At 60.3% G+C, this 21,771-nt stretch carries 22 protein-coding genes; 10 read left to right on the plus strand and 12 right to left on the minus strand.

What is annotated here, in order from left to right:
• Nucleotides 1–3: 3 nt before the first annotated feature.
• The 3 genes from ACEN8Q_RS23970 to ACEN8Q_RS23980 are packed head-to-tail and all read right to left on the minus strand — an operon-like array spanning nt 4 to nt 7,162.
• Nucleotides 4–2,715 (minus strand): putative virulence factor, encoded by a 2,712-nt coding sequence (locus ACEN8Q_RS23970; protein ID WP_413427663.1) that lies wholly within the window; start codon nt 2,713–2,715, stop codon nt 4–6.
• Entirely contained in the window at nt 2,712–5,777 is a 3,066-nt protein-coding gene (locus ACEN8Q_RS23975) for a virulence factor SrfB (RefSeq protein WP_413427662.1), read from the minus strand. The genes ACEN8Q_RS23970 and ACEN8Q_RS23975 overlap by 4 nt, the downstream gene beginning before the upstream one ends.
• Nucleotides 5,778–5,794: 17 nt before the next feature.
• Complete coding sequence (locus ACEN8Q_RS23980) at nt 5,795–7,162, minus strand: SrfA family protein (protein WP_413703818.1); 1,368 nt, start codon at nt 7,160–7,162, stop codon at nt 5,795–5,797.
• A 266-nt stretch (nt 7,163–7,428) separates the two neighbouring features.
• Here ACEN8Q_RS23980 and ACEN8Q_RS23985 point away from each other — a divergent pair, with 266 nt between their 5' ends.
• The gene (locus ACEN8Q_RS23985; RefSeq protein WP_413427660.1) at nt 7,429–8,640 is read left to right on the plus strand and encodes an aldose 1-epimerase family protein; all 1,212 of its coding nucleotides are present in this window, start codon (nt 7,429–7,431) and stop codon (nt 8,638–8,640) included.
• A 6-nt stretch (nt 8,641–8,646) separates the two neighbouring features.
• Here ACEN8Q_RS23985 and ACEN8Q_RS23990 read toward each other — a convergent pair whose 3' ends face one another.
• On the minus strand, nt 8,647–10,140 hold the full coding sequence (locus ACEN8Q_RS23990; protein WP_413703819.1) for a YifB family Mg chelatase-like AAA ATPase: 1,494 nt from the start codon (nt 10,138–10,140) through the stop codon (nt 8,647–8,649).
• Nucleotides 10,141–10,518: 378 nt separating this feature from the next.
• On the opposite strand from ACEN8Q_RS23990, the gene ACEN8Q_RS23995 reads away from it, so the two are divergent.
• Nucleotides 10,519–10,797, plus strand: a complete 279-nt coding sequence (locus tag ACEN8Q_RS23995; protein ID WP_413427677.1) for a type II toxin-antitoxin system RelE/ParE family toxin — start codon at nt 10,519–10,521, stop codon at nt 10,795–10,797.
• Between the two features lie 8 nt (nt 10,798–10,805).
• Nucleotides 10,806–11,111 carry a HigA family addiction module antitoxin gene (locus tag ACEN8Q_RS24000; RefSeq protein ID WP_102669368.1) on the plus strand — a complete coding sequence of 102 codons (306 nt, stop codon included), beginning with the start codon at nt 10,806–10,808 and terminating at the stop codon, nt 11,109–11,111.
• Between the two features lie 56 nt (nt 11,112–11,167).
• Here the strand turns inward: ACEN8Q_RS24000 and ACEN8Q_RS24005 are convergent, their stop codons facing one another.
• Nucleotides 11,168–11,689, minus strand: a complete 522-nt coding sequence (locus ACEN8Q_RS24005) for a Bro-N domain-containing protein (protein WP_413703820.1) — start codon at nt 11,687–11,689, stop codon at nt 11,168–11,170.
• A 418-nt stretch (nt 11,690–12,107) separates the two neighbouring features.
• Nucleotides 12,108–12,368: an accessory factor UbiK family protein gene (locus tag ACEN8Q_RS24010; RefSeq protein ID WP_102669366.1), complete on the minus strand. Its 261-nt coding sequence runs from the start codon at nt 12,366–12,368 to the stop codon at nt 12,108–12,110.
• 419 nt (nt 12,369–12,787) lie between these two features.
• On the opposite strand from ACEN8Q_RS24010, the gene glnK reads away from it, so the two are divergent.
• The 4 genes from glnK to sutA all read left to right on the plus strand — a co-directional run bounded on the left by glnK (nt 12,788) and on the right by sutA (nt 15,564).
• The gene (glnK, locus tag ACEN8Q_RS24015; protein ID WP_002555808.1) at nt 12,788–13,126 is read left to right on the plus strand and encodes a P-II family nitrogen regulator; all 339 of its coding nucleotides are present in this window, start codon (nt 12,788–12,790) and stop codon (nt 13,124–13,126) included.
• A gap of 35 nt (nt 13,127–13,161) precedes the next feature.
• A complete protein-coding gene (locus ACEN8Q_RS24020) occupies nt 13,162–14,499 on the plus strand; it encodes an ammonium transporter (RefSeq protein ID WP_085716232.1) in 1,338 nt (445 codons plus the stop codon).
• A 214-nt stretch (nt 14,500–14,713) separates the two neighbouring features.
• Nucleotides 14,714–15,139, plus strand: coding sequence for a secondary thiamine-phosphate synthase enzyme YjbQ (locus ACEN8Q_RS24025; RefSeq protein ID WP_008015517.1), 426 nt, complete (start codon nt 14,714–14,716; stop codon nt 15,137–15,139).
• A 101-nt stretch (nt 15,140–15,240) separates the two neighbouring features.
• Nucleotides 15,241–15,564, plus strand: coding sequence for a transcriptional regulator SutA (gene sutA / locus ACEN8Q_RS24030; protein ID WP_007980816.1), 324 nt, complete (start codon nt 15,241–15,243; stop codon nt 15,562–15,564).
• Nucleotides 15,565–15,763: 199 nt separating this feature from the next.
• Here the strand turns inward: sutA and ACEN8Q_RS24035 are convergent, their stop codons facing one another.
• The 6 genes from ACEN8Q_RS24035 to lptM are packed head-to-tail and all read right to left on the minus strand — an operon-like array spanning nt 15,764 to nt 20,374.
• A complete protein-coding gene (locus ACEN8Q_RS24035) occupies nt 15,764–16,468 on the minus strand; it encodes an HAD family hydrolase (RefSeq protein ID WP_413703821.1) in 705 nt (234 codons plus the stop codon).
• Nucleotides 16,465–17,364 carry a tyrosine recombinase XerC gene (gene xerC / locus ACEN8Q_RS24040; RefSeq protein ID WP_008015515.1) on the minus strand — a complete coding sequence of 300 codons (900 nt, stop codon included), beginning with the start codon at nt 17,362–17,364 and terminating at the stop codon, nt 16,465–16,467. Before xerC ends, ACEN8Q_RS24035 begins: the two co-directional genes overlap by 4 nt.
• Nucleotides 17,365–17,366: 2 nt before the next feature.
• A complete protein-coding gene (locus ACEN8Q_RS24045) occupies nt 17,367–18,092 on the minus strand; it encodes a DUF484 family protein (RefSeq protein ID WP_085716236.1) in 726 nt (241 codons plus the stop codon).
• Nucleotides 18,093–18,105: 13 nt separating this feature from the next.
• A complete protein-coding gene (dapF, locus tag ACEN8Q_RS24050; protein ID WP_008015513.1) occupies nt 18,106–18,936 on the minus strand; it encodes a diaminopimelate epimerase in 831 nt (276 codons plus the stop codon).
• A 4-nt stretch (nt 18,937–18,940) separates the two neighbouring features.
• Complete coding sequence (gene lysA, locus ACEN8Q_RS24055; RefSeq protein WP_413427682.1) at nt 18,941–20,188, minus strand: diaminopimelate decarboxylase; 1,248 nt, start codon at nt 20,186–20,188, stop codon at nt 18,941–18,943.
• A gap of 9 nt (nt 20,189–20,197) precedes the next feature.
• Nucleotides 20,198–20,374, minus strand: a complete 177-nt coding sequence (lptM, locus tag ACEN8Q_RS24060) for an LPS translocon maturation chaperone LptM (protein ID WP_007980804.1) — start codon at nt 20,372–20,374, stop codon at nt 20,198–20,200.
• 296 nt (nt 20,375–20,670) lie between these two features.
• On the opposite strand from lptM, the gene cyaY reads away from it, so the two are divergent.
• From cyaY to rnk, 3 genes are all read left to right on the plus strand, one after another.
• On the plus strand, nt 20,671–21,003 hold the full coding sequence (cyaY, locus tag ACEN8Q_RS24065; RefSeq protein ID WP_413427683.1) for an iron donor protein CyaY: 333 nt from the start codon (nt 20,671–20,673) through the stop codon (nt 21,001–21,003).
• A gap of 4 nt (nt 21,004–21,007) precedes the next feature.
• Nucleotides 21,008–21,232, plus strand: a complete 225-nt coding sequence (locus tag ACEN8Q_RS24070) for a DUF1289 domain-containing protein (protein WP_413427684.1) — start codon at nt 21,008–21,010, stop codon at nt 21,230–21,232.
• A gap of 127 nt (nt 21,233–21,359) precedes the next feature.
• A complete protein-coding gene (gene rnk, locus ACEN8Q_RS24075; protein ID WP_274073692.1) occupies nt 21,360–21,770 on the plus strand; it encodes a nucleoside diphosphate kinase regulator in 411 nt (136 codons plus the stop codon).
• Nucleotide 21,771 lies beyond the last annotated feature (1 nt).

The following is a 21,771-nucleotide window of genomic DNA, read 5'->3' on the forward strand; positions in this document are numbered from 1 at the left end:
TGCTTATCTCGCTGCGAAGGCTGTGAGCACTTGGCCCAGCCGTTCGTTCTGTTCAGGGGTTATTTCACGTCCGGCACCATGGCCGGCATTGTCCTGCGTGATGTAGGCCAGGCCCGAAAGCCAGTCGCCTAGATACCGTTGCGCCTGATTGGACGGTTGCGCCGGCAGTACGGGCACTTGTCCGGGGCCAATGTCGGTGTAGAACGAAAACAAAGGCGCCTTGGCACCGGCGCGGCTGTTCGGACGCTCGCTCACCGGCTTCTGGAGGTAGCCGAACCAGGACACGAAATCGCGCAGCACGCGCTGCACTTCCAGTACCTGGCGTTCGACCAGTTGATCGCGCCGCGCGCCACTTTGTGCACGCTTGAGGACGGCGCGGCTCAGTTGCCCCGGCAAGTCCTGGCGATAGCCGGCGGTGATCAGTTCATCGACCACCGCTTCCAGCAAGGCCTTTTCCAGCCCCAGCAGGTTGAGCAGGCTTTGCCGGGTGGTCAGTTCACGCAGGTGCGCGATCCAGGCCTTGAAGGCCGCTTTGGCAAAACGGTGCTCGTTGCTTTGCAGTTCCGGCGCCGGGGTGGCGGTTTTGCTGCTGACCGGCACGTCTTGGCTCAGGTCGTCACTGAAGTCGAAATCGAAACCGGCGTCGTTGCCGTACAAGCTCTGGCTCGGTGTCGGGGTGGCCGGTTCGTCGTTCACGGCCGGCTCGTCATCGGTTTCGTACACGCCGCTGAGGTACAGGTCGCGCACCTCTTCGCTCGGCATGTCGAGTTGATCGATCAATTCGCCAAGCACCGCCGGGCGACGGCCCAGGCCCGTCAGAATCATTTGCGCCTTGGCTTTCTTGGCGGCTGCGGCGCCGTCGTCGTCAGCGTGGTACCAGGTGCTCAGGCCGTGAGTGGTCAGGCCTTCGAGGCATTCGCTCAATTGCTCGCGGATACGCTGCAATTTGAATTCGATATTGGCCACGCCTTTGAAACTGCCGCTGAAGTGGCTGATGCCACCGTCATCGTTGCGCAGCATTTCTGTCCAGGCGTTGACCGGGTTCTTGATGTGTTTGCACACCAGAGCGTTGCTGGCGAAGCTGGTGCCCAGCGCACTGACACGTTCCTGATAGATGGCATTGAGGCCGGTTTCCGCACCGGTCGCGTCTTGCCCGATGAATGCCGCGTCCATACGCGGTTTGCGCACCAGGTAGGTGTTCTGGAACGGTGTGCCAGCCCAGTCGTTCATCCAGCTCAGGCTGCCGAAGCGCTCCAGCATGGTCAGCTTGACCATGCCGTTCCAGCTCTCGTCGTACTGATCAGGCGTCAGGCTCAGGGAGTTGGTGATGCGCAGGTCGAGCATGGTCAGCGCCCAGATCAGGCCGGTATCGCGCTTGCTGCGAGCGGCCGAGTCGGCGCCCTGGGTTTTTTCGATCCAGCGGGTCAGCACCGGGCCCACGTCGTTGACGTCGCTCTGCTTGGTCGAACTGGTGCAGACCACCAGTGCGTTCATTTCCTGGTTGTCGGTGTAGCGTTCGAACAGGTAGGCGACCTTGCCGCGCAGGATCAGCTGGGAAACGGAGTTGTCCTTGGCGGTCGATTGCGGGTCGTTGGAATCGGCGATCTCGTGCAGTTTCTGGCGCCCGCGATAACCGGGGAAATCCAGCAGGTCGACCTGATTGACGATGTCATCCACTGGCGCTTCGATCAGGCGGAAGGTCATTTCGGCAGTCAGTGCCGCCAGTTGCGCGACCGCGATCGCCTGACTGTTTTGCAGGCGATCGCCAACCAGCGGTCGAACATCGATCGGCAAGTCCAGCGGGCTGCCGAAGCGTTCGAGGATGTCGACGTTCATGATGCTGTCGCGCTGGCTGTAGGTGTCGTTGTCGAAACTCACCAAGGCCTTCAACGGTGCGAACACGGTCTCGGGCAGACCCAGCTTGTGCAGCGCGCCGGCCAGTTGCTGGTACACGCGCGTCAACTCGCTTTGCTCACCCCAGAGGATCGAAAACAGCTCGGCCCGTTCCTGGAAATTCAGGCGTGGCGCCAGTTGCAATGCTTTGGGCCAGTACAGGTGCTCAAGCTTCTTCACCGAGTTGCGGAAGTTGTCGCGCAGGTAATCCCACAGCGACACCAGATCGTCGGCGTTGACGCCCGTTTGCAGCGGGCCGGTTTCGCGGCCTTCGAACGGTTTGAGCACGCGCTGGATGCGTTCTTCATCGATCTCGTAGGAAATCCGCTCAAGGTCGAAATCCTTGAACCAGGCGTTGGCGAGAATCTTCGCCAGTTCGATTTCCTTGAACAGCGTGAGTTCTACCGGGAAGTCATTGTCCTGACTTACCGTCGCCCGACGGCTGAAGCGAGTTACCAGGCCGGTGGCTTCCTTGCCGCCACCCACCGGGTTGATGTGCTTGATGAAGTCCAGGCGATGGCTGCCGAACTCGGTTTCCAGCTTGCCGTTCTGACCGGCGGCGAGGGCCGAAATCAGGTAGGACTTGCCGGCCTGGGACAAGCCGAAAAAGCCAATGGTCATCGGCGTGCAGGCCACGCGACCGAGGCTTTGGGCCAGGTTGCGGGCGCGGTGCAGGCGGATGTTCAGGTTGTCGGCTTCGCTGTCCAGGCGCGGCGCATTGCCACGCGTCTGGCCAATCCAGTCCAGCGCCTGACCGGCGCCTTCATAAACAGCGGCCCAATTGGCAGAGAGCTGAGTTTGATCGGGGGTCAGGTCATTCATTTGCGTTTCACACTTCCACTGTCGAGCCAGTACTTGGTCTCGCTCAGGCCGGCGTCGAGCATGGTGTTGAGTTCCAGCTCGAGGTCGCTGCGCGGGTTGAAGTTGACGTTGTTACTGTTGGATTCGATATCGCGAACCGAGAGGCGGTCGCTGACCAGATCTTGCTTGCGCGTGTATTTGTCCGCCGGTTTGACCTCGAACCGCACCTTGAGCAGCGGCGCGCTGCCGTCTTCACCGATTGCCCGGGAAAACTTCTCCCGACCCGCCTTGGTGAACCGCAAGGTATACAACGGCGAAGCGGCCCAGCGGTCAGCGGCCAACTGGCGGAAACCGAGGCGCAGATCGCCGCGCATTTCCAGCTGTGGCGTGTCCGCGGCGTCGCCAACGCCAATTTCCGGCAGCTTGATTTTGTAGTCTTCGGACTGGATGTCGCGGTACAGCACGTCGGCATCCTTGATCACGTTGTTCAGGTCGATGACGCCGATGTGCTTGACCGTCGAATACGGCTTGAGCGCCGATGCCCGGAAGTAGAAATTCGGCACGCTGTGGTTGGCGCACAACAGGCAGAGCATGGCGCCGACCGAGGCGGTGCTTTTCGGGTCGTCGATCCGGCCGTTCCTGTGAAACGGATACCAGCCGCCGGTGCGGTAGTTTTGCAGCGCCAGAATACGCCCCGGTGGCAGTGGCAACACCTTGCGAATGAACGCCTGGATGCCGGGAAGGCGCGAAGGGCGGCCGGTCAGCAGCAAGACATCACACGGGTAATGCGCGACCACTTCACACAGCGCACCAAGGATCTTGGTGATGTTGATCTGGTCGTTGAGGAACGCGGCATGCAGCTTTTGCAGGTCGAAGCTGATCGGCGCGGCATACAGGTCGAAACCGCTCTGAGCGCCGACATCGCGACGCACGGCGACATTGACGTAGTCGAGCACGGTCTGGCTGATTGCGTTGTCACCGAGCAGTTGGCGGTAGCTTTGCGGGATGACTTCTTGCGGAACCTGCGGATCGTAATGCTCGTACGCCTTGAGTAGCGCCAGGCCCAGCGGGGCGAACACCTGGAGGTTCAATTGCTGACGCAGGATCATGTCCTGGGCACTGACCGATTCATCGCCACACAGCCGTGACATCAGTGAGTTCGGGGCTTTCACGCCGGCGTTCTGCAAGGCTTTTTCGAAACTCGGCAGGATGAAGTCCTGAATCACGTCCAGCAGGATGTCGTCGCCGGCCACCTTGAAACCATCGCGAAAACGCTGTTCGGGCACGATGTGCACGTTGCTGCCGCTGCCGGTATTGCCCGCGCGGTCGAGGCGATAGTCGGTGATCACCAGGTCGGTGGTGCCACCGCCAATGTCGATGGTCGCGAGGGTGATGCGTTGGCGGTCGGCTTTGTCCGGCCGGGCGATGGTGTCAAAAAACTCTTCCGGGTGACCGGCGAAGTTCTCGTTGACCTCGGTGTACAGGTACACCAACTGGCCGCAGGACGCTTCGTCCCATTCCACACGGATACTCGGGATCGGCGTGCGCGGGCTGACGGCCTGTTCCTGATGTGGATCTTCCTCGCCGGCATGCCAGCCGAGGCTTTTCCACACCAGGCCGATGGCTTGCAGCATGCGTTCGTTGAGGATGCTGCGCTCGGCCTGCGGCATGCCCGGCGGCACGGTCAGGGTAATGCTGTTGAGCTGGCGCGGCACGCGGGTGTGACCCTGGCGGGAGCGCTGGGCCGGGCTGTTGATTTGCGACAGCGCCTGGGCCAGCACTTCGGCGAGCATGAAGGTCATTAGCGAGCTGCGTGAATAACGCGGCATGAACACCGGCAGACGATCGTCTTCTTCGAGGCTGTATAGCGCCTCGCCGGTTTCGTTGATCAGGTGCGAGAACGGCGCGGCGGTGGCATACGGCTCGTTATCAGTCTTGATGTACGAGCAGTTGAAACGCCAGCCGTGGCCATAGGCGTTTTCGTCCCACAGATAGCGTTTCGGGCTGGACAGGCCAGTGGAGCCTTCGGTGCCGCGACGACGACTGGCCAGACGACTGGCCTCATTGCCGACGCGGGCAATCGTCGCCCACTGGAACGCATCGTGACGACCGCTCTTGACCGAGCAGTGGTCCTTGCCGAAGTACGCCTGGGAGAACTCCACGCGGCTTTCAAACGGCAGGTTATAGGTGTGTTCGGGGGTGATCAGGTCGCGCAGTTCCAGCACGTAGTTCTGCTTCAGCCCGGAGCCGGCCTGACCGTGGTTTTCGATCAGGATGCCGCAAGTGCGCGAGTTGCCGACGTCCAGCACCAGGTCCACCGGAATCGGTTTGACCAGGCCATTGCTGTCGTTGGCGACCACTTTCAGCTCGGGGATTTCAACTTTCGCCCGGGCTTTCGACTGCTGGGCGGCTGACGGTTTGCTCAACAGGCTGAGCAAGTTGAGGTAGTGCGCCAGGTGATGGTTGGCGCGGATGTCGATGTCCAGCTCTGCGCGCGAACGGTGGGCATTGCCCTCATTGAACACTTCCAGCAACCACTCGTTGACCCACGGCTGCGCCAGAAACCAGCGGGTTTCGCTAGCCTTGGTCGCCAGTTTGAAAGACACGCCGGAGCTGATGTCTTCTTCGTTTGGCGCCAGATATGCAGTGCCGTCACGCTTGGGCATCACACGGCTGTCGAACGCCATCGTCAGGCGGTGGGTGTTACCGTCGATGTCGGGAGTCGCCAGTTTCACCAGGCGCATGCGCGACCAGTTGGTCGGACCCTCGTCGAAGCGATGCGGCGGCATGAAGCGGAAAAACGGGGTCGGCAGCCAGATGCCGTCGAGCAAATCGAGGCTGCTTTTCATGTCGACGCTGAACGCAGGTTTGGCTTTTTCGACCTTTTCCGGTTCGGGCTCGTAGAAAAAGAAGTCTTTCTCTTCGTTGTACGCCAAGCGGCAGATCAGCCCGCTGATCATCGGTGCGAACTCGCCCGCCGGCTCCTTGCGGGGATCCAGGCGCAGGGCGAAATCCATGAACTGGATGCCGGTGTCGCTGACCAGCGTGACGGTGTCTTCGAATTGAGTGACTTCAGGCAACATGTCGGGTTATTCCGTTTTTATTCGGCCACTTGCCGCATGGACATGGGGAATTGTTCTTTTCCGTAACCGCCGGTGCAGTCCGCGACGGTGGTCGCCCCTTTGCGGCAGTTGACCTTGGGCATGTCGTAAGTGCTGCCATCGCCGCAAACGGCCTGGCCCTGGCTGTCGATGGCCAGGCTGCCACCCTTCATAGTAGCGCTCACCGGCCCGCTACATTTCGAGCCGTCGGCCTGGTGCACGGTGACTTGGCCCTTACCGTCCTTGAGCTGGTATTCCAGACGCAGCGGCTTGCCGGTCCGGCGGTCCTGTATCCCGGCGCCTGCGCTGTACTGACCATCGAGAAACCTGGCGGCACCGTCGGCGGCGTCTGGCGGGATGCTCAGGGGAGGGCCGGGTTTTGTGGCGGCGGATTTTTCTGCTTCGGGCGATGTGACATCCGGCGGCGCGGTTTTGTTTTCGGGGGGTGTGGTTTTGTTTTCGGCTGCCGGGTCTTTGGCCGGGTCTTTGGTCAAGTCGGCGGGTGCTGCGTCAGCCTCGTTGCCTTCGACTGCCGGCGCCTCCACGTCATGGGTTCCGGTCACGGCGGTACCGGTGCCGGTTGCAGTGCTGGAGCCTACAACGGTGCCTGTCACCGGGACGCCATTCAGCGTCGTGACATTGCCGGTCACTGGCGGCTCTTCCAGCTGTTTTTCCACCGGCACGAGGCCCTCGGGCAGCAGGTCTACCGCCACCAATGGAATCGGGACGCAACCGCGCAGGCCAAGCAACAGCCACAAAAGCAGCAGCAGGAGCGGCAGCAGCAACAGCCACCACCAGCGACGCCACCACGGACGAGCCACCACGGGCACGGCGGGCGCAACAACAGGCGCTTCGACCACGGGTGGCAGCGGCGCAACCTGATAGAGGCAGTGCAGGGGATCGCGATTGAGGTCGGTACCTGCGTGCTCGAAACCCCAAAAGGTCAGCACCGGTTTGCCTTGCACCAGGTACACGAAGTTTTCGTCAGGGATATGAATGACGCGCTTGAGCAACTTACCGAACACGGCTTTGTCGCCTTGCTGCTGTTCGCCGGAATCAGTACCCAGGAAACGCTGGCTCAATTCTTCGAGCGCGGTCTTCAGGGCTTCAAGCTGGCGGCGGGCAGGGGCGCGTTCTTCTTCGGTCGCGCTGCTCCACGGAATCACATCGCCGTCGAGGGCGCTGTACCAATCGATCTGGTTGCCGAGTTCATCGCTCTGAGGGATGGCCAGATGATCGACCAAATCGGGGTTCTTGCGGCGAATGGCTTCGCGCAATTGCAGGGCTGCCCGGTAGACCGGTTGACCTGTTTCGCCGAGTGCAGTGAATGACCCGCTCTTACCGCTGCGTAATAGTGCCCCGCGCATTCAAACTCCATACGATCCGTTGCGCAAAAATGACAGACAAATGTGTCTGTACTTGCTCCTGCATTTAGCGGGCGACCTTAATATCATCATGATATCACCGCCAAACTGCCGGAGGTTCAAACCTTATGAGACTAACGTAAGCATGCGGAGGTTGCATAAGGTCAATTTTAATTGGCTTGGGAAGGCTGGGGCGTAAGCTTTTTAAGCTTGCTGAATCGTTTCATCAGCGCTATAAAAAATGCACAACTCCAAGAAAGGCTTCCCCCATGACCTCGCTCAAACTCCTCGTTGTCCTTGGCGCGCTGTCCGCCTCCCACGCCATGGCCTGGGATTACGTCCTGCTCGACAGCGACAAAGCCGCGCAAAACTGGCAGATCACCAGCCAGCAACTCGGCATAAAAACCGACCAACCCTTCAGCGTCACCCTGCGCACCTTGCACGGCGGTCGGCAGGAGGGCGTCAGCATCGTCGACATCGATAACGGCACGATGAAACTCTCGGTAGTGCCGACTCGCGGCATGAACGTCTTGCAGGCCTCGGTCGGCAATGTGCGCATGGGCTGGGATTCGCCGGTCAAGGAAGTGGTCAATCCGTCCTTCATCGAACTCAATGGCCGCGGTGGTCTGGGCTGGCTGGAAGGTTTCAATGAGCTGGTCACCCGCTGCGGCTACGAATGGGTCGGCCACCCGGGCGTCGACAACGGTGAACTGCTGACTCTGCATGGCCGCGCCGCCAACATCCCCGCCAGCAAAGTCACCCTGCACATCGATGAAAAACCACCGTACGCCATCACCCTGCGCGGCGAACTGAAAGAGCAGGCGTTCAAGAAGGTCGACTTCTCCGTTGCGACCGAACTGGTCACCGAACCCGGCAGCGTAGTGTTCGCCCTCAACGACACCCTGACCAACAACGGCGACTATCCGAAGGAATACCAGGCGCTGTATCACAGTAACTTCAGCACCCCGTTCCTGGAGCAGGGCGCCCGTTTCGCCGCGCCGGTGAAACAGGTGTCGCCGTTCAACGACAAGGCCAAGGGCGATCTGCCCGACTGGCAAACCTACCGCGCACCGACCAAGGACTACGACGAGACGGTTTACAACGTGGTGCCGTATGCCGATGCCAAGGGCGATACATTGACCGTTCTGCATAACAAGGCCGGCAGCCTGGGTGTCTCGGTCGGCTTCAACACTCAGACACTGCCCGTGTTCTCCCTGTGGAAAAACACCGATACCCGAGGCCAGGGCTATGTCACGGGGCTGGAACCGGGAACAAGTTTTTCCTACAACCGCCGTTATCAGCGGCCACTGAGCCTGGTACCGACAATTGGGCCGAAGGAACACAAGCAGTTCCGCATCAGCTACAGCTTGTTGGCGGATAAGGCGGCTGTGGATAAGGCCTTGAAGCAGGTGAGCGAGATTCAGGGTGGGCGGGAGACTGAGGTGCGGCAGACGCCGTTGGTTGACCTCACCAAGGGGTGACGCTGACTAGAGTGTTGTCGGCCGATATTGCAGTGCCTCGGCCAAATGTTCGCGTCTGATCCCGTCGGCTTGTTCAAGGTCCGCCAGCGTGCGTGCGACCTTGAGCAGTCGATGGGCTGCTCGCAACGACAGAGTTAAACGCTCGCAGGCGGATTCCAGCCAGTTTTCATCGGCTGTGGATAACTTACAGTGCCGGCGTAGGCCTGGCAGGTCGAGGAAGGCATTCGCGCAACCTTGGCGTTTGTGTTGCCGCTCTCTTGCATCGGCAACCAGCTCGGCGGCGGTGGCTGTATCGTCGCTGGGCTTTAACGCAGGATTCAGCGCCGTGGCTTCGCGTGCAACCGTCAGGTGCAGATCGATGCGGTCCAGCAGCGGCCCCGACAGCTTGTTGCGATAGCGTTGAACCATGTCTGGCGTACAGGAGCAGCGGCCGCTCGGTTCGCCGAGATATCCACAGGGGCAAGGATTCATCGCTGCGACCAGTTGAAAGCGCGCCGGGAAGCGTACGCGGTCCTTGGCGCGGGAAATCACGATGTGGCCGGATTCCAGTGGCTCTCTCAACACCTCCAATACCTTGCGATCAAATTCCGGGAGCTCATCGAGGAACAGTACACCGTGGTGGGCGAGGGTGATTTCGCCCGGTTGTGGTTTCGAGCCGCCACCCACCAGTGCCGGGCCGGAGGCAGAGTGATGTGGCTGGCGAAACGGCCGCTGCGGCCAGTGGCTCAACGGCGAACAACTGACGACCGACTGAATCGCCGCCACTTCCAGCGCTTCGTTTTCGGCCAGCGGCGGCAGCAATCCCGGCAAGCGGCTCGCCAACAGGGTTTTCCCCGTTCCCGGCGGCCCGCTGAACAACAGGTTGTGAGCACCAGCGGCAGCGATCAGCAGCGCACGCTTGGCCGCGAGTTGCCCCTGCACTTCATTCAAGTCGGGGTAGGGTTTACTGGCGTAGAGCAGGCCATTGGAGACATAAGGCTCAATCGGCGTATGCCCATTGAAATGCGCGACGGCCTCAAGCAGATGGTCCACGGCAATCACTTTCAGTCCAGAGGCAAGGCACGCTTCCTCGGCGTTCGCTCGCGGCACCATCAACCAGCGCCCGGCCTTGCGCGCCGCCAGCGCCGCTGGCAAAACCCCTCGAACCGCCCGCACGGCACCTGATAGCGCCAACTCCCCAAGGCATTCCGCATCATCGAGCGTCAACGTCGGCACCTGCACACTGGCTGAGAGAATTCCCAGGGCAATCGCCAGATCGAACCGCCCGCCATCCTTGGGTAAATCCGCCGGCGCCAGATTCAACGTGATCCGCCGCGCCGGAAATTGCAGCCCCGAATTGATGATCGCACTGCGCACCCGATCCTTGCTTTCCTTCACCGCCGTTTCAGGCAGCCCGACCATGGTCAGCGATGGCAAACCATTGGCCAGGTGGACCTCGACGGTAACAGCAGGCGCATCCACGCCAATCTGGGCGCGGCTGTGGACGATGGAGAGGGACATGGTCGTTCCTTGAGATGACGGGGGCCGCTTCCTGCGGGTTTTTGAAGGGTAGTCGGGGGAGGAGAATCTGGTGGGGTGGGTGAGGGGGCAAACTTTCGCTGGATGTTGCGGGTATGAAACAGGGAAGTTGTGAGGCGCCAAAAAAACACTATTCAGGCGTTTTTTGCAGGATTGGTTCCGGTTCTTCAGGCTTTTAATACAATGAGAATTGCCGCTTGTTTTTGTAGGACGGGACTGGATTTCGAAGGCTTTCTGAAGGGCGCAGGTAGTCCGATTCCTAAAGCTTTGAAAGGGAGGCCAATACTCAGAATGGTGCGTTTGCATTTGTGAACTCAGCTAATACACTCAAGTTTAATGCATAACGTTAAGCTTTAAATTATGATCGTTAGCTTTAAGTGTTCTGAAACCGAGTACCTGTTTCGCAACGGTAAGACCCGTATGTGGTCAGCCATTCTGGGTGTTGTGGAACGAAAGCTGACGATGCTGGATGGGGCTGCCGTATTGATGGACCTTCGATCACCACCGGGCAATCGACTGGAGGCGCTGGAAGGTAATCGAAAAGGTCAGCACAGCATTCGCATCAACGCTCAATGGCGAATTTGCTTTGCTTGGGGTCTTAACGGACCAGAGAATGTCGAAATCGTCGATTATCACTGAGGTGAGTAATGACTAAGAATGGTATGCGCCCGGTACATCCTGGCGAGATCCTCAAAGAGGAGTACCTGGAACCTCTGAGCCTGACGGCCACCGCTCTGGCCAGAGCGTTGAACGTGTCGACACCTACGGTGAACGATATTGTGCTCCAGCGTCGGGGGGTCAGTGCTGATATGGCGCTAAGGCTATCCATCTGTCTGGATACGACCCCGGAGTTTTGGCTGAATCTGCAATCGACTTATGATTTGCGCAAAGCTGAAATAGAACGAGGCGCAGCGATCCGGGATCAGGTTGAGCGGCTTGCGCACTGCGCCTGATTGTTTCTTCAGATTGATTGAACCCCACGCCAAGCACGTGGGGGTTTTTTTGCTCTTCAGAATGTCTGGAGCATCCTTGAAGCTCTTTTCCACCAAGGCTGATTTACCGCATTTTGTGGCTGCTCGCCGCTTGGCAACAGCTGCGGCACATCCAGCAACCGTATCCACGGCTGATTATTCCAGTGCAACAAACTCAACGACATTTCCGGCCAGTTGAGCAGGCTCAGTTGTGGACGTTCGGTTGTGCTGGGGTGGTGGGCGTCTCGCAGGGCGGGGACGACTTCGTGGGTGAGCCATTCACGCAAGGCTCGGTATTCGGGGCAGTAGTGGTAGACCAGTAATGCGTAGACGCCGGATTCGCTGATCAGCAGGGTGTTTTCGATGTTGCCGTGGATGAGGGTTTTGGCGATTTGGTATTGGTCGGGATCGAGTTTTCGGAGTTGGCGGTCGTTGAGGTAGATGCGTAGTAGGCGGCCCAAGTCCCGGGCGCAGAACCAGGGTTGGTTTTGCAGGAGCAGGGCGTGGAGGTGGAGTTTGTGGCGGGTGAAGACGTGGGGGATTAGATAGTTTTCGTCCATGCGCAGTTCTCGGGATCAAATGAAGAAAACTGCCTCTGATCGTCGCCAAACAAAAAGGGTGGCAGCTATACGCGGGTTGGCGAACCGGTGCATCCCGAAACCGGCAGACCCGAAGGTCTCCCGCGCACAGCCGCCATAACTCGAGATTGGGATAATTCCCTCGTTCGAATGTGGTCGCGGTGTGTCGGGATTTTCCAGGTCGCCAAACCCAGTGCTGAACATTCAGCTGGGGATGAGCTTAGAGATTGGATACTCGACGACACAATCGGACGGCGGTGTGATTTTTGTAGGACGTTGCCGGGATTTTTGCGGGGCTTGGGATCTAAAGATCGCAGCCTGCGGCAGCTCCTACAAGTGAAGCTGAAGGTCGTGCCGACCTTCATTCGCGGGCAAGCCCGCTCCCACAGGGGCCGTGGTGTTATTCGGCTGGCGGGTTCAGTTTCGCTTCCAGCTCGGCGACTTTCGCTTCGAGGCTTTCGAGGCGGGCGCGGGTGCGTGCGAGTACGACCATCTGACTGTCGAATTCTTCGCGACTCACCAGGTCCAGTTTGCTGAAGGCGCTTTGCAGCAACATCTTGAACTGGCTTTCGATTTCAGCTTTCGGCAGAGGCGTGTCACCGCTGAAGAGGCGGGAAGCGGTGCCGGTCAGGGCGTCGAGGAAGTCTTTTGGCGCGAGCATGGTCAATGTCCTGGAAACAATGACGGGCAGTGTATCACGCAGTGTCTATAGTCATTTGCGCGGGCAAGGGGTGCACGCTTTTCGCGCATTGGGACAGGCGGCGTTGCACCGTTGTTGTGCGTAACGTGCCGGGTGTTGTCGCGAAGTATCCACCATCCGCCGGTAATGGCTTGAAAACAGTCAGTTTTGTGGAGATGGCAAGCTTTCTGCTTAGATGCTGGTGACCCATGCACTGATGCAGTCGCTGTGACGAATGCAGTGCGCCAAACGGAACGCGGGGAGTGTTTCGCGAGGAGCGGTTAGCTGGCGTCGGACGGGCAGGTAAGGCCGACGATGCGTTACAAAGCCAGGCACTGCGCTTAGACTTGAGACGGGTTTGTTTTCCTGGGGCAAGTCCACCAATTCGGGAGAGAGTTTTCATGAAGCTAGTCACTGCCATCATCAAGCCGTTCAAGCTGGACGACGTACGCGAGTCGCTGTCCGAGATCGGCGTGCAGGGCATTACCGTCACTGAAGTCAAAGGCTTTGGTCGGCAGAAGGGTCACACCGAGCTGTATCGCGGCGCGGAATACGTGGTCGATTTCCTGCCCAAGGTGAAGATCGACGTCGCCATCGACGACAAGGATCTGGACCGGGTAATCGAGGCCATCACCAAGGCTGCCAACACCGGCAAGATCGGTGACGGCAAGATCTTCGTGGTCAATCTGGAACAGGCGATTCGCATCCGTACCGGCGAAACCGATACCGACGCAATTTAAGCCGCCACAAACCCAACGCCCCAGGAGAAAACAATATGACTCTGCGTAAATTCGCAGGGCTAGGAGCCCTGTTGTCCATCGTAATGCCCAGCCTTGCTTTGGCGGCAGACGAAGTGGCGGCCCCGGTCCTCAACTCCGGCGACACCGCCTGGATGATGACCTCTACAGCCCTGGTGCTGTTCATGACCATTCCCGGCCTTGCGCTGTTCTACGGCGGCATGGTTCGGTCGAAAAACATTCTTTCCGTGATGATGCAGTGCTTCGCCATTACCGGTCTGATCAGTGTCCTGTGGGTCATTTATGGCTACAGCATTGCGTTCGACACGACGGGCATGGAGCAGGGCGTCGTCAACTTCAACTCGTTCATCGGCGGCATGGGCAAGGCATTCCTCGCCGGCATCACGCCAGCCAGCCTGACCGGGCCTGCGGCGCTGTTTCCTGAGGCGGTGTTCGTCACCTTCCAGATGACTTTCGCCATCATCACCCCGGCGTTGATCGTCGGCGCCTTCGCCGAGCGGATGAAGTTCTCCGCAATGCTGGTGTTCATGGGCGTGTGGTTCACCCTGGTTTACGCGCCGATTGCGCACATGGTCTGGTCCGGTAACGGCGGCCTGTTGTGGGACTGGGGCGTTCTGGACTTCGCCGGCGGCACCGTGGTGCACATCAACGCCGGTGTGGCCGGTCTGGTTGCCTGCCTGGTGCTGGGCAAGCGCAAAGGCTTCCCGACTACGCCGATGGCGCCGCACAACCTCGGTTACACCTTGATGGGCGCGGCCATGCTGTGGGTCGGCTGGTTCGGTTTCAACGCCGGCTCCGCCGCTGCGGCCAACGGCACCGCCGGTATGGCCATGCTGGTGACGCAAATCGCTACCGCCGCTGCGGCACTGGGCTGGATGTTTGCCGAGTGGATCACCCACGGCAAACCTAGCGCACTGGGTATCGCTTCGGGCGTGGTTGCCGGTCTGGTGGCAATCACCCCGGCTGCCGGCACCGTTGGCCCGATGGGCGCGCTGGTAATCGGTCTGGCGGCAGGCGTGGTGTGCTTCTTCTGCGCCACCACCCTGAAGCGCAAGCTCGGCTATGACGACTCCCTGGACGCCTTCGGCGTGCACGGTATCGGCGGTATCCTCGGCGCAATCCTGACCGGTGTGTTCGCCGCACCGTCCCTGGGTGGCTTCGGCACCGTGACCGATATCGCCGCTCAAGTGTGGATTCAGTGCAAAGGCGTGGGCTTCACGGTGATCTACACCGCGATCGCCACATTCATCATCCTCAAGGTGCTGGATGCGGTCATGGGCCTGCGCATCAACGAAGAAGAAGAAGCGGTCGGCATCGATCTGGCGCTTCACAACGAACGCGGCTACAACTTGTAAGTACGCGTGTAAAAAACTTGCCCGGCTTGCCGGGCATTTTTTTGTCTGAAATTTGTCATTGAAGAGCGCGCTGAAAGGTTTTTTCCTACAGGTTTTGCGATGTTTGCGTCGGGTGTTTTTGTGCAGCCGAAGTCTTACAGGAATGAAGGAATATTAGGGCCTTTGTTTTTTCCCAGAGCGCGCTAGAATGCGCCCCGAACGTGCGGAGAACTGTATGTGGCAACAGACTCTGATTACCTTGCGGGCGAGGCCCCGGGGCTTTCATCTGGTAACGGACGAGTTACTCGCCGGCCTGCCTGAACTCAAGGCGTGTCGGGTCGGTCTGTTGCATTTGTGGCTGCAGCATACCTCGGCGTCGTTGACCATCAACGAGAACGCCGATCCGGCGGTACGTCGCGACTTCGAACGGTTTTTCAATCGTCTGATCCCACAAGGAACAGACGGCTATGAGCACAACGACGAAGGCCTGGACGACCTCCCGGCGCACTTCAAGGCCAGTGTACTTGGCTGTCAGCTCAGTTTGCCGATTTCGGCAGGCCGGCTGGCGTTGGGGACCTGGCAAGGCGTTTACCTGGGCGAGCACCGTGATCATGGCGGTGCCCGTAAAGTCCTCGCCACCGTGCACGGTGAAGAGGCATAACCGCTGGTCAGCGGCGGCTATTGATTTTTTTCCGGCAGCCTTCGACAGAGGGCAAAGCTGGGCTATAACTAATCTGCTTTTCGCAAGTCATGAGGTAGAACATGAGCGACGATGATCTGGAAAACGACGACCTCGAAGTAGGCGACGACGACGAAACCGAAGAAGGTCTGGAAGCAGCGGCGGAAGACGTCGCTGAAGACGACGGTGGTGATGCGCCGGTTCCGACCGCCAAAGGCAAGGCCAAGGCAGCGGTATCGGTCGATGAGCTGCCGAGTGTCGAAGCCAAGAACAAGGAACGCGACGCCCTGGCCAAGGCCATGGAAGAGTTCCTGGCCCGTGGTGGCAAGGTGCAGGAAGTGGAGGCCAATGTGGTCGCAGATCCTCCCAAGAAGCCTGACAACAAGTATGGCAGCCGGCCTATCTGAGCCTGCTACCCGCTTGCTGAAAAAGCCCGCCGTCGCTGCGGGCTTTTTCATGCCTGAAACAAAACTCTTGAGTTCGACACAACCCCATGTGGGAGCGGGCTTGCTCGCGAAGGGGTCGTATCAGTCAGCATGGATGTCGATTGGCGCACCGCTTTCGCGAGCAAGCCCGCTCCCACAGGGTATGTGCAGGATCTCAGGATCAGCGTTGGGTGTTCCACCGCGCCAACAACGCTGGCAACTCGGTCAGGCTGCGAATCTCGGCATCCGGCAGGCGTTCGGCTTCCCAGGTCTTGCCCGAGGGGTTGAACCAGATCGCACGCAATCCCGCTTGCTGCGCCCCGGCAATGTCATCACCTGGATGATCGCCGATGTGCACCGCGGTTTCAGCGGTTGCACCACCGCGTTGCAAGGCCTCATGAAACAGTCGCGCATCGGGTTTGGCGATGCCGATGTCTTCGGCGCACAACGCAAATTTGAAGTAGTCCGCCAGCCCCAGCCGACGCACATCGGCATTGCCGTTGGTGACTACGCCGAGGGCGTAATGGTTGGCGAGGATTTCCAGGGTCGGTTCAACCTCCGGAAACACATCGATCTGATGGCGAGCGTGCAGAAACACCTCAAAACTCTTGTCCGCCAGGTCCGACGCCTCGTCATGCCCGTAACCGGACTCTTCCAGCGCATGGAACAGCACCCGCCGACGCAGCGCGCTGATGCGGTGCTTGAGGCTTGGCTCGTTGCTCAATACTCGCTCGCGAATAGCCCAAAGATGCTCCACCGGCACTGCCCCCAGGTTGGGTGCGTGCTCGGTCAGCCATTCACGCAAAACGGCTTCGGCGCTGACGATGACCGGGGCGGTGTCCCACAGGGTGTCGTCGAGGTCGAAGGTGATCAACTGAATACTCATGAATCGTCGCCTTTCATGCGTTTGGCCCGTGGGTGGGCGCTGTCGTATACCGCTGCCAGATGCTGGAAGTCCAGGTGGGTGTAGATCTGCGTGGTCTTGATGTCCGAGTGGCCGAGCAGCTCCTGCACCGCGCGCAGGTCCTGGGAGGACTCCAGCAAGTGGCTGGCGAAGGAGTGCCGCAGCATGTGCGGGTGCAGGTTTTGCCCCAGTTCGCGCTCGCCGGCCGCCTTGACCCGCACCTGGATCGCCCGTGGACCGAGGCGCCGGCCTTGCTGGCTGACAAACACCGCATCGTCCGCCGGGTTGGCCATGGCTCGCAGGGGCAGCCACTGTTCCAGTGCCTCGCGGGCCTTTTTGCCTACCGGCAGCAGGCGGGTCTTGCTGCCTTTGCCGAGCACCTGGACCATGCCGTCTGCCAGGTCGAGTTGATCGAGATTGAGCCCCGTCAGCTCCGAAAGCCGCAGCCCGGAGGAGTAGAACAACTCCAGGATCGCTTGGTCCCGACGCGCCAGAAAGTCATCTTCAACCCCGCCTTCAAGCAGTTGCAGGGCGCGGTCGGTGTCGAGGGTTTTCGGCAGGCGGCGTTCGCCTTTGGGCGGTGCCAGGCCATTGGCCGGATCGTGGTCGCACAGGCCTTCGCGGTTCAGGTAGTGATAAAGCCCGCGAACGGCCGACAGCAATCGCGCCAGGCTGCGCGATGATTGACCCTGGGCGTGCAGGCGGGCAATCAGGCTGCGCAGGCGCTGGATGTCCAGCGCTGCCCAGCTGCCGATGTTCTGTTTGACGCACCAGCCCAGCACTTTATCGAGGTCGCGGCGATAGGCCGACAGCGTGTGCGGCGACACCTGCCGCTCACTGCGCAGGTGTTCGCAGTAAGCGTCCAGTTGCCGTTCCATGTTCAGCGTACCGAGCGCAGGGAGTTGTTGACCCGTGGCAGCACGCGACCCATGACTTCAGCGATGTAGCTCAGGAACAGGGTGCCCACCGAACTTTTGTAGTGCTGCGGATCGCGGCTGGCGATGGCCAGGATGCCGTGGATGCCCTGGTGGCTGATGGCAACGACCGCGGTGGAGCCGATCTGCTTGCGTTGTTCTTCGCCGAACAGGAAGTCCAGCTCATGTTCGCGCAGGCTGCCGCTGACGCTTTTTTCTTCCGAGAGCAAGCCGCCGATGGCCACTTGTGCTTCGGCGTGAGTGGCCCAGCGGCCGACCGGCATGGCGTTGTCACCAAGCAGGATGAGGCTGACGAAGGGCACCTGGAATTCCTGGCGCAGGCTGTCTTCGACGCACATCACCACGTCTTCCAGGCTGGCGGCATCCATCAGCGCCAGGATCAGTCGACGGGTCTTGTCGAAGAGACGATCGTTGTCGCGGGCCACGTCCATCAGGTGCGAGAGGCGATGACGTAGTTCGATGTTGCGGTCGCGCAGGATGGTCATCTGACGCTCCACCAGCGACACGGTATCGCCGCGCCGATGGGGGATGCGCAGGGACGGGAGCAGTTCTTCGTGCTCGACGAAGAAGTCCGGATGAGCCTCCAGGTACGCGGCTACAGCCGCCGCCTCCAGGCTTTCGGACGGTGATTCGTCAGCTTGTCGTGCGGGTACCTGGGGCTTGTCGGTCATGGGTTTCGCTCACTCAAAGACGCACTTGTCCTTCATATACGCGCACTGCCGGGCCGGTCATCATCACCGGTTGGCCAGGGCCTGCCCATTCGATGGACAGGCGCCCGCCAGGCAGGTCGATCAATAGCGGCGAATCCATCCACCCCTGGCTGATCGCAGCCACTGCGGCAGCACAGGCGCCGGTTCCGCAAGCCTGGGTTTCCCCGGCACCGCGTTCCCAGACGCGCAACTGCGCGCGGCTCCGGTCGATGACCTGGAGAAAGCCGACATTGACCCGTGCCGGGAAGCGCGGGTGATGTTCGATTTTCGGGCCCAGTTCATGCACCGGTGCGTTGTTGATGTCGCTGACCCGTACCACCGCATGGGGATTGCCCATGGACACGGCAGCCAGATCGACCGGGGTGCCGTCGACGTCGACCTGATAACTCTTGGCCTGCTCCGGCGCCTGGAACGGAATATCCGCTGGCACCAGGCGCGGGGCTCCCATGTTGACGCTGATCTGGCCGTCGTTACGCACGTCCAGCTCAATGATGCCGCTTTTGGTTTCGACGCGAATCACACGTTTTGCGGTCAGGCGCTTGTCGAGCACAAAACGGGCGAAGCAGCGCGCACCGTTGCCGCATTGTTCCACTTCGGAACCGTCGGAGTTGAAGATCCGATAGCGGAAGTCCACGTCCGGGTTGCTCGGCGCCTCGACGATCAGCAACTGGTCGAAACCGATGCCGGTGTGCCGGTCGCCCCATTGCTTGGCATGCTTGGGCAGAATGTGCGCGTGCTGGCTGACCAGGTCGAGGACCATGAAGTCGTTGCCCAGGCCGTGCATCTTGGTAAAACGCAGCAGCATGGTTTTACTCCGGCAGCAGGCTTTCGCCAGCAAACAACTCGGCTACCGTCTCACGGCGACGCACTTCGAATGCCTGATCACCGTCCACCAGCACTTCAGCGGTACGACCGCGGGTGTTGTAGTTGGAACTCATGACAAACCCGTAGGCACCGGCCGAATGCACGGCCAGCAGGTCGCCTTCTTCCAGGGCCAGCTGACGATCCTTGGCCAGGAAGTCACCGGTCTCGCAGATCGGGCCGACGATGTCGTAGGCGCGGGCAGCGGTAGTGCGTGGGCGCACAGCCGTGACGTCCATCCAGGCTTGATACAGCGCCGGGCGGATCAGGTCGTTCATGGCCGCGTCGACGATGGCGAAGTCTTTGTGCTCGGTGTGCTTGAGGTATTCGACCTGGGTCAGCAATACACCGGCGTTGGCCACGATGAAGCGACCCGGCTCAAACACCAGCGCCAGGTCACGACCGTCGAGACGCTCGCGTACGGCCTTGATGTAGTCGGCGGCCAATGGCGGCTCTTCGTCGCGATAACGCACACCCAGGCCGCCACCGAGATCGATGTGGCGCAGGTAGATGCCGCAATCGCCGAGGCGGTCGACCAGGCCCAGCAGGCGGTCGAGGGCGTCGATGAACGGCGGCAGGGTGGTCAGTTGCGAGCCGATGTGGCAATCGACGCCGACCACTTCCAGGTTCGGCAGCTGCGCGGCACGCACGTACACGTCTTCGGCGTCGGCGATGGCGATGCCGAACTTGTTCTCTTTGAGACCGGTGGAAATGTACGGGTGGGTGCCAGCATCGACGTCCGGGTTGACGCGCAGCGAAATCGGCGCGCGAACGCCCAGTTCGGCGGCGACCACCTGCAGGCGTTCCAGCTCGTCGGTGGATTCGACGTTGAAGCAGTGCACGCCGACTTCCAGGGCGCGACGCATGTCGCCACGAGTCTTGCCGACGCCGGAGAACACGATCTTGTCGGCGCTGCCACCAGCGGCCAGTACACGCTCCAGCTCACCACGGGAGACGATGTCGAAACCGGCGCCCAGACGCGCCAGGACATTCAGGACACCCAGGTTGGAGTTGGCCTTGACCGCATAGCACACCAGGTGCGGCGTGCCGACCAGCGCATCGGCGTAAGCCAGGTATTGGGCTTCGATGTGCGCACGGGAGTAAACGTAGGTGGGTGTACCAAAGCGCTCGGCGATGGCAGACAGGGCAACACCTTCCGCGAACAGTTCACCGTCACGGTAGTTAAAAGCGTCCATGAGGTTCCCTTATTGGTAGACGTCGTGCTTGTGTGCTTTGGAGGCAGGCTGCTGTTGCGACGACTTGGCCTGTTCGACAGGGTCCTGGTCTTCGTCAGGCAGGTAGAGCGGGCCTTTTTGACCGCAGGCCGACACAAGGCAGGCGACCGCGAGGAGCGCAGCAAGGGAAGAGATCAGGCGCTTCATGGCGAAATCCTTGAAAATGCATTAATTGCGCCGGAGTATACCGGCCACCCGGCGGCTTGCCTATGCAACGGACCGCCCGTCCGGCGGGCCTTGGCCCGATGCCGGTCGGTATCATGCAATCCGTGTGGGAGCGGGCTTGCTCGCGAAGGTGTCGTGTCAGTCGACATCAATGTTGAATGTCAGTCCGTATTCGCGAGCAAGCCCGCTCCCACAGGTCGTTATCCTTTGCAATCGACGGAGCTCGGTCGTATCTTGCGGCGCTTGAGCCTGATCAGACACTTTTTGAGGTTGCCGTAATGAGTTTGTCCGAAGCGCGTTTCCATGACCTGGTCGATGCCACCCAGCAATCCCTGGAGGACATCTTTGACGAGAGCGACCTGGATATCGATCTGGAGAGCTCGGCCGGTGTGCTGACCGTCAAGTTCGAAAACGGCACTCAGTTGATCTTCAGTCGTCAGGAACCACTGCGCCAGCTGTGGCTGGCGGCGGTATCCGGTGGTTTCCACTTCGACTACGACGAAGAGAGCGAGCGTTGGATGTGCGACAAGAGCGAAGAGCAGTTGGGTGAAATGCTCGAGCGTATCGTCAAGCAACAGGCTGACGTCGATCTCGATTTCGAAGGCCTGTGAGATCGTGACCCAGCCTGCGCCTGTCCGTGCGCCCAAGCCGCTCTACAGCAATGTCAGCCCGGCGGTGCCGTCGCCGTGCAGCGGTGTGTGTCGGCTGGACGAGCAGAAAGTCTGCCTGGGCTGCTTCCGCCATGTCGAAGATATCCGCGAATGGCGCTCGGCCGATGACGAGCGCCGGCGGGTGATTTGTGCGCAGGCCTCGCAGCGCAAACAGGGCTCCGGGCCATGACTTGTATATTTTTTGAGCTGTGATAGTGTCCAGATATGCCTCAACCCATCGAGGCTTGTGAAAACCCCGCCTTTTTCTGGCGGGGTTTTGCTTTTTTTCGTGCAGAAGAAAGGAGTCTGCCCAGATCATGACCGCACCTTCCATCACCCTTACCCGTCTGGACGTACAGCGTCTGGAGCGTCTGATCGACAGCCTGGACGAGACGCTGCCGGGTGTTATCGCGCTGCAGACAGAACTGGACCGCGCCGATACCCTGGTCGGTCACGATGAAGTGCCGGCGGATGTCGTGACCATGAACTCCCGTGTGCATTGCCGCGAAGAAGGCAGTGGCAAGGACTACCACCTGACCCTGGTGTACCCCAAGGATGCGAATGCCGACGAAGGCAAGATCTCGATCCTGGCGCCGGTGGGCAGCGCGCTGCTCGGCCTGAAGGTTGGCCAGCACATCGACTGGCCGGCTCCGGGCGGCAAGACCCTGAAACTGACCTTGCTGGAAGTCGAGTCGCAGCCTGCCAATGGCGGCGCGTTCCCGGAGTGAC

This window comes from Pseudomonas sp. Pseusp16 (assembly GCF_047324915.1).
Classification (GTDB): domain Bacteria; phylum Pseudomonadota; class Gammaproteobacteria; order Pseudomonadales; family Pseudomonadaceae; genus Aquipseudomonas; species Aquipseudomonas fluorescens_CD.

Bases quoted from the DNA above. Each gene is read 5' to 3' on its own strand.
- rnk (WP_274073692.1), top strand. From the start codon at position 21,360: ATGACCGCACCTTCCATCACCCTTACCCGTCTGGACGTACAGCGTCTG.
- ACEN8Q_RS23975 (WP_413427662.1), bottom strand. From the start codon at position 5,777: ATGTTGCCTGAAGTCACTCAATTCGAAGACACCGTCACGCTGGTCAGC.
- lptM (WP_007980804.1), bottom strand. From the start codon at position 20,374: ATGAAGCGCCTGATCTCTTCCCTTGCTGCGCTCCTCGCGGTCGCCTGC.
- ACEN8Q_RS24035 (WP_413703821.1), bottom strand. From the start codon at position 16,468: ATGAGTATTCAGTTGATCACCTTCGACCTCGACGACACCCTGTGGGAC.
- glnK (WP_002555808.1), top strand. From the start codon at position 12,788: ATGAAGCTAGTCACTGCCATCATCAAGCCGTTCAAGCTGGACGACGTA.
- ACEN8Q_RS24020 (WP_085716232.1), top strand. From the start codon at position 13,162: ATGACTCTGCGTAAATTCGCAGGGCTAGGAGCCCTGTTGTCCATCGTA.
- ACEN8Q_RS23985 (WP_413427660.1), top strand. From the start codon at position 7,429: ATGACCTCGCTCAAACTCCTCGTTGTCCTTGGCGCGCTGTCCGCCTCC.
- ACEN8Q_RS24010 (WP_102669366.1), bottom strand. From the start codon at position 12,368: ATGCTCGCGCCAAAAGACTTCCTCGACGCCCTGACCGGCACCGCTTCC.
- dapF (WP_008015513.1), bottom strand. From the start codon at position 18,936: ATGCTGCTGCGTTTTACCAAGATGCACGGCCTGGGCAACGACTTCATG.
- ACEN8Q_RS23995 (WP_413427677.1), top strand. From the start codon at position 10,519: ATGATCGTTAGCTTTAAGTGTTCTGAAACCGAGTACCTGTTTCGCAAC.
- ACEN8Q_RS23980 (WP_413703818.1), bottom strand. From the start codon at position 7,162: ATGCGCGGGGCACTATTACGCAGCGGTAAGAGCGGGTCATTCACTGCA.
- lysA (WP_413427682.1), bottom strand. From the start codon at position 20,188: ATGGACGCTTTTAACTACCGTGACGGTGAACTGTTCGCGGAAGGTGTT.
- ACEN8Q_RS23990 (WP_413703819.1), bottom strand. From the start codon at position 10,140: ATGTCCCTCTCCATCGTCCACAGCCGCGCCCAGATTGGCGTGGATGCG.
- cyaY (WP_413427683.1), top strand. From the start codon at position 20,671: ATGAGTTTGTCCGAAGCGCGTTTCCATGACCTGGTCGATGCCACCCAG.
- ACEN8Q_RS24045 (WP_085716236.1), bottom strand. From the start codon at position 18,092: ATGACCGACAAGCCCCAGGTACCCGCACGACAAGCTGACGAATCACCG.
- sutA (WP_007980816.1), top strand. From the start codon at position 15,241: ATGAGCGACGATGATCTGGAAAACGACGACCTCGAAGTAGGCGACGAC.
- xerC (WP_008015515.1), bottom strand. From the start codon at position 17,364: ATGGAACGGCAACTGGACGCTTACTGCGAACACCTGCGCAGTGAGCGG.
- ACEN8Q_RS24005 (WP_413703820.1), bottom strand. From the start codon at position 11,689: ATGGACGAAAACTATCTAATCCCCCACGTCTTCACCCGCCACAAACTC.
- ACEN8Q_RS24000 (WP_102669368.1), top strand. From the start codon at position 10,806: ATGACTAAGAATGGTATGCGCCCGGTACATCCTGGCGAGATCCTCAAA.
- ACEN8Q_RS24025 (WP_008015517.1), top strand. From the start codon at position 14,714: ATGTGGCAACAGACTCTGATTACCTTGCGGGCGAGGCCCCGGGGCTTT.
- ACEN8Q_RS23970 (WP_413427663.1), bottom strand. From the start codon at position 2,715: ATGAATGACCTGACCCCCGATCAAACTCAGCTCTCTGCCAATTGGGCC.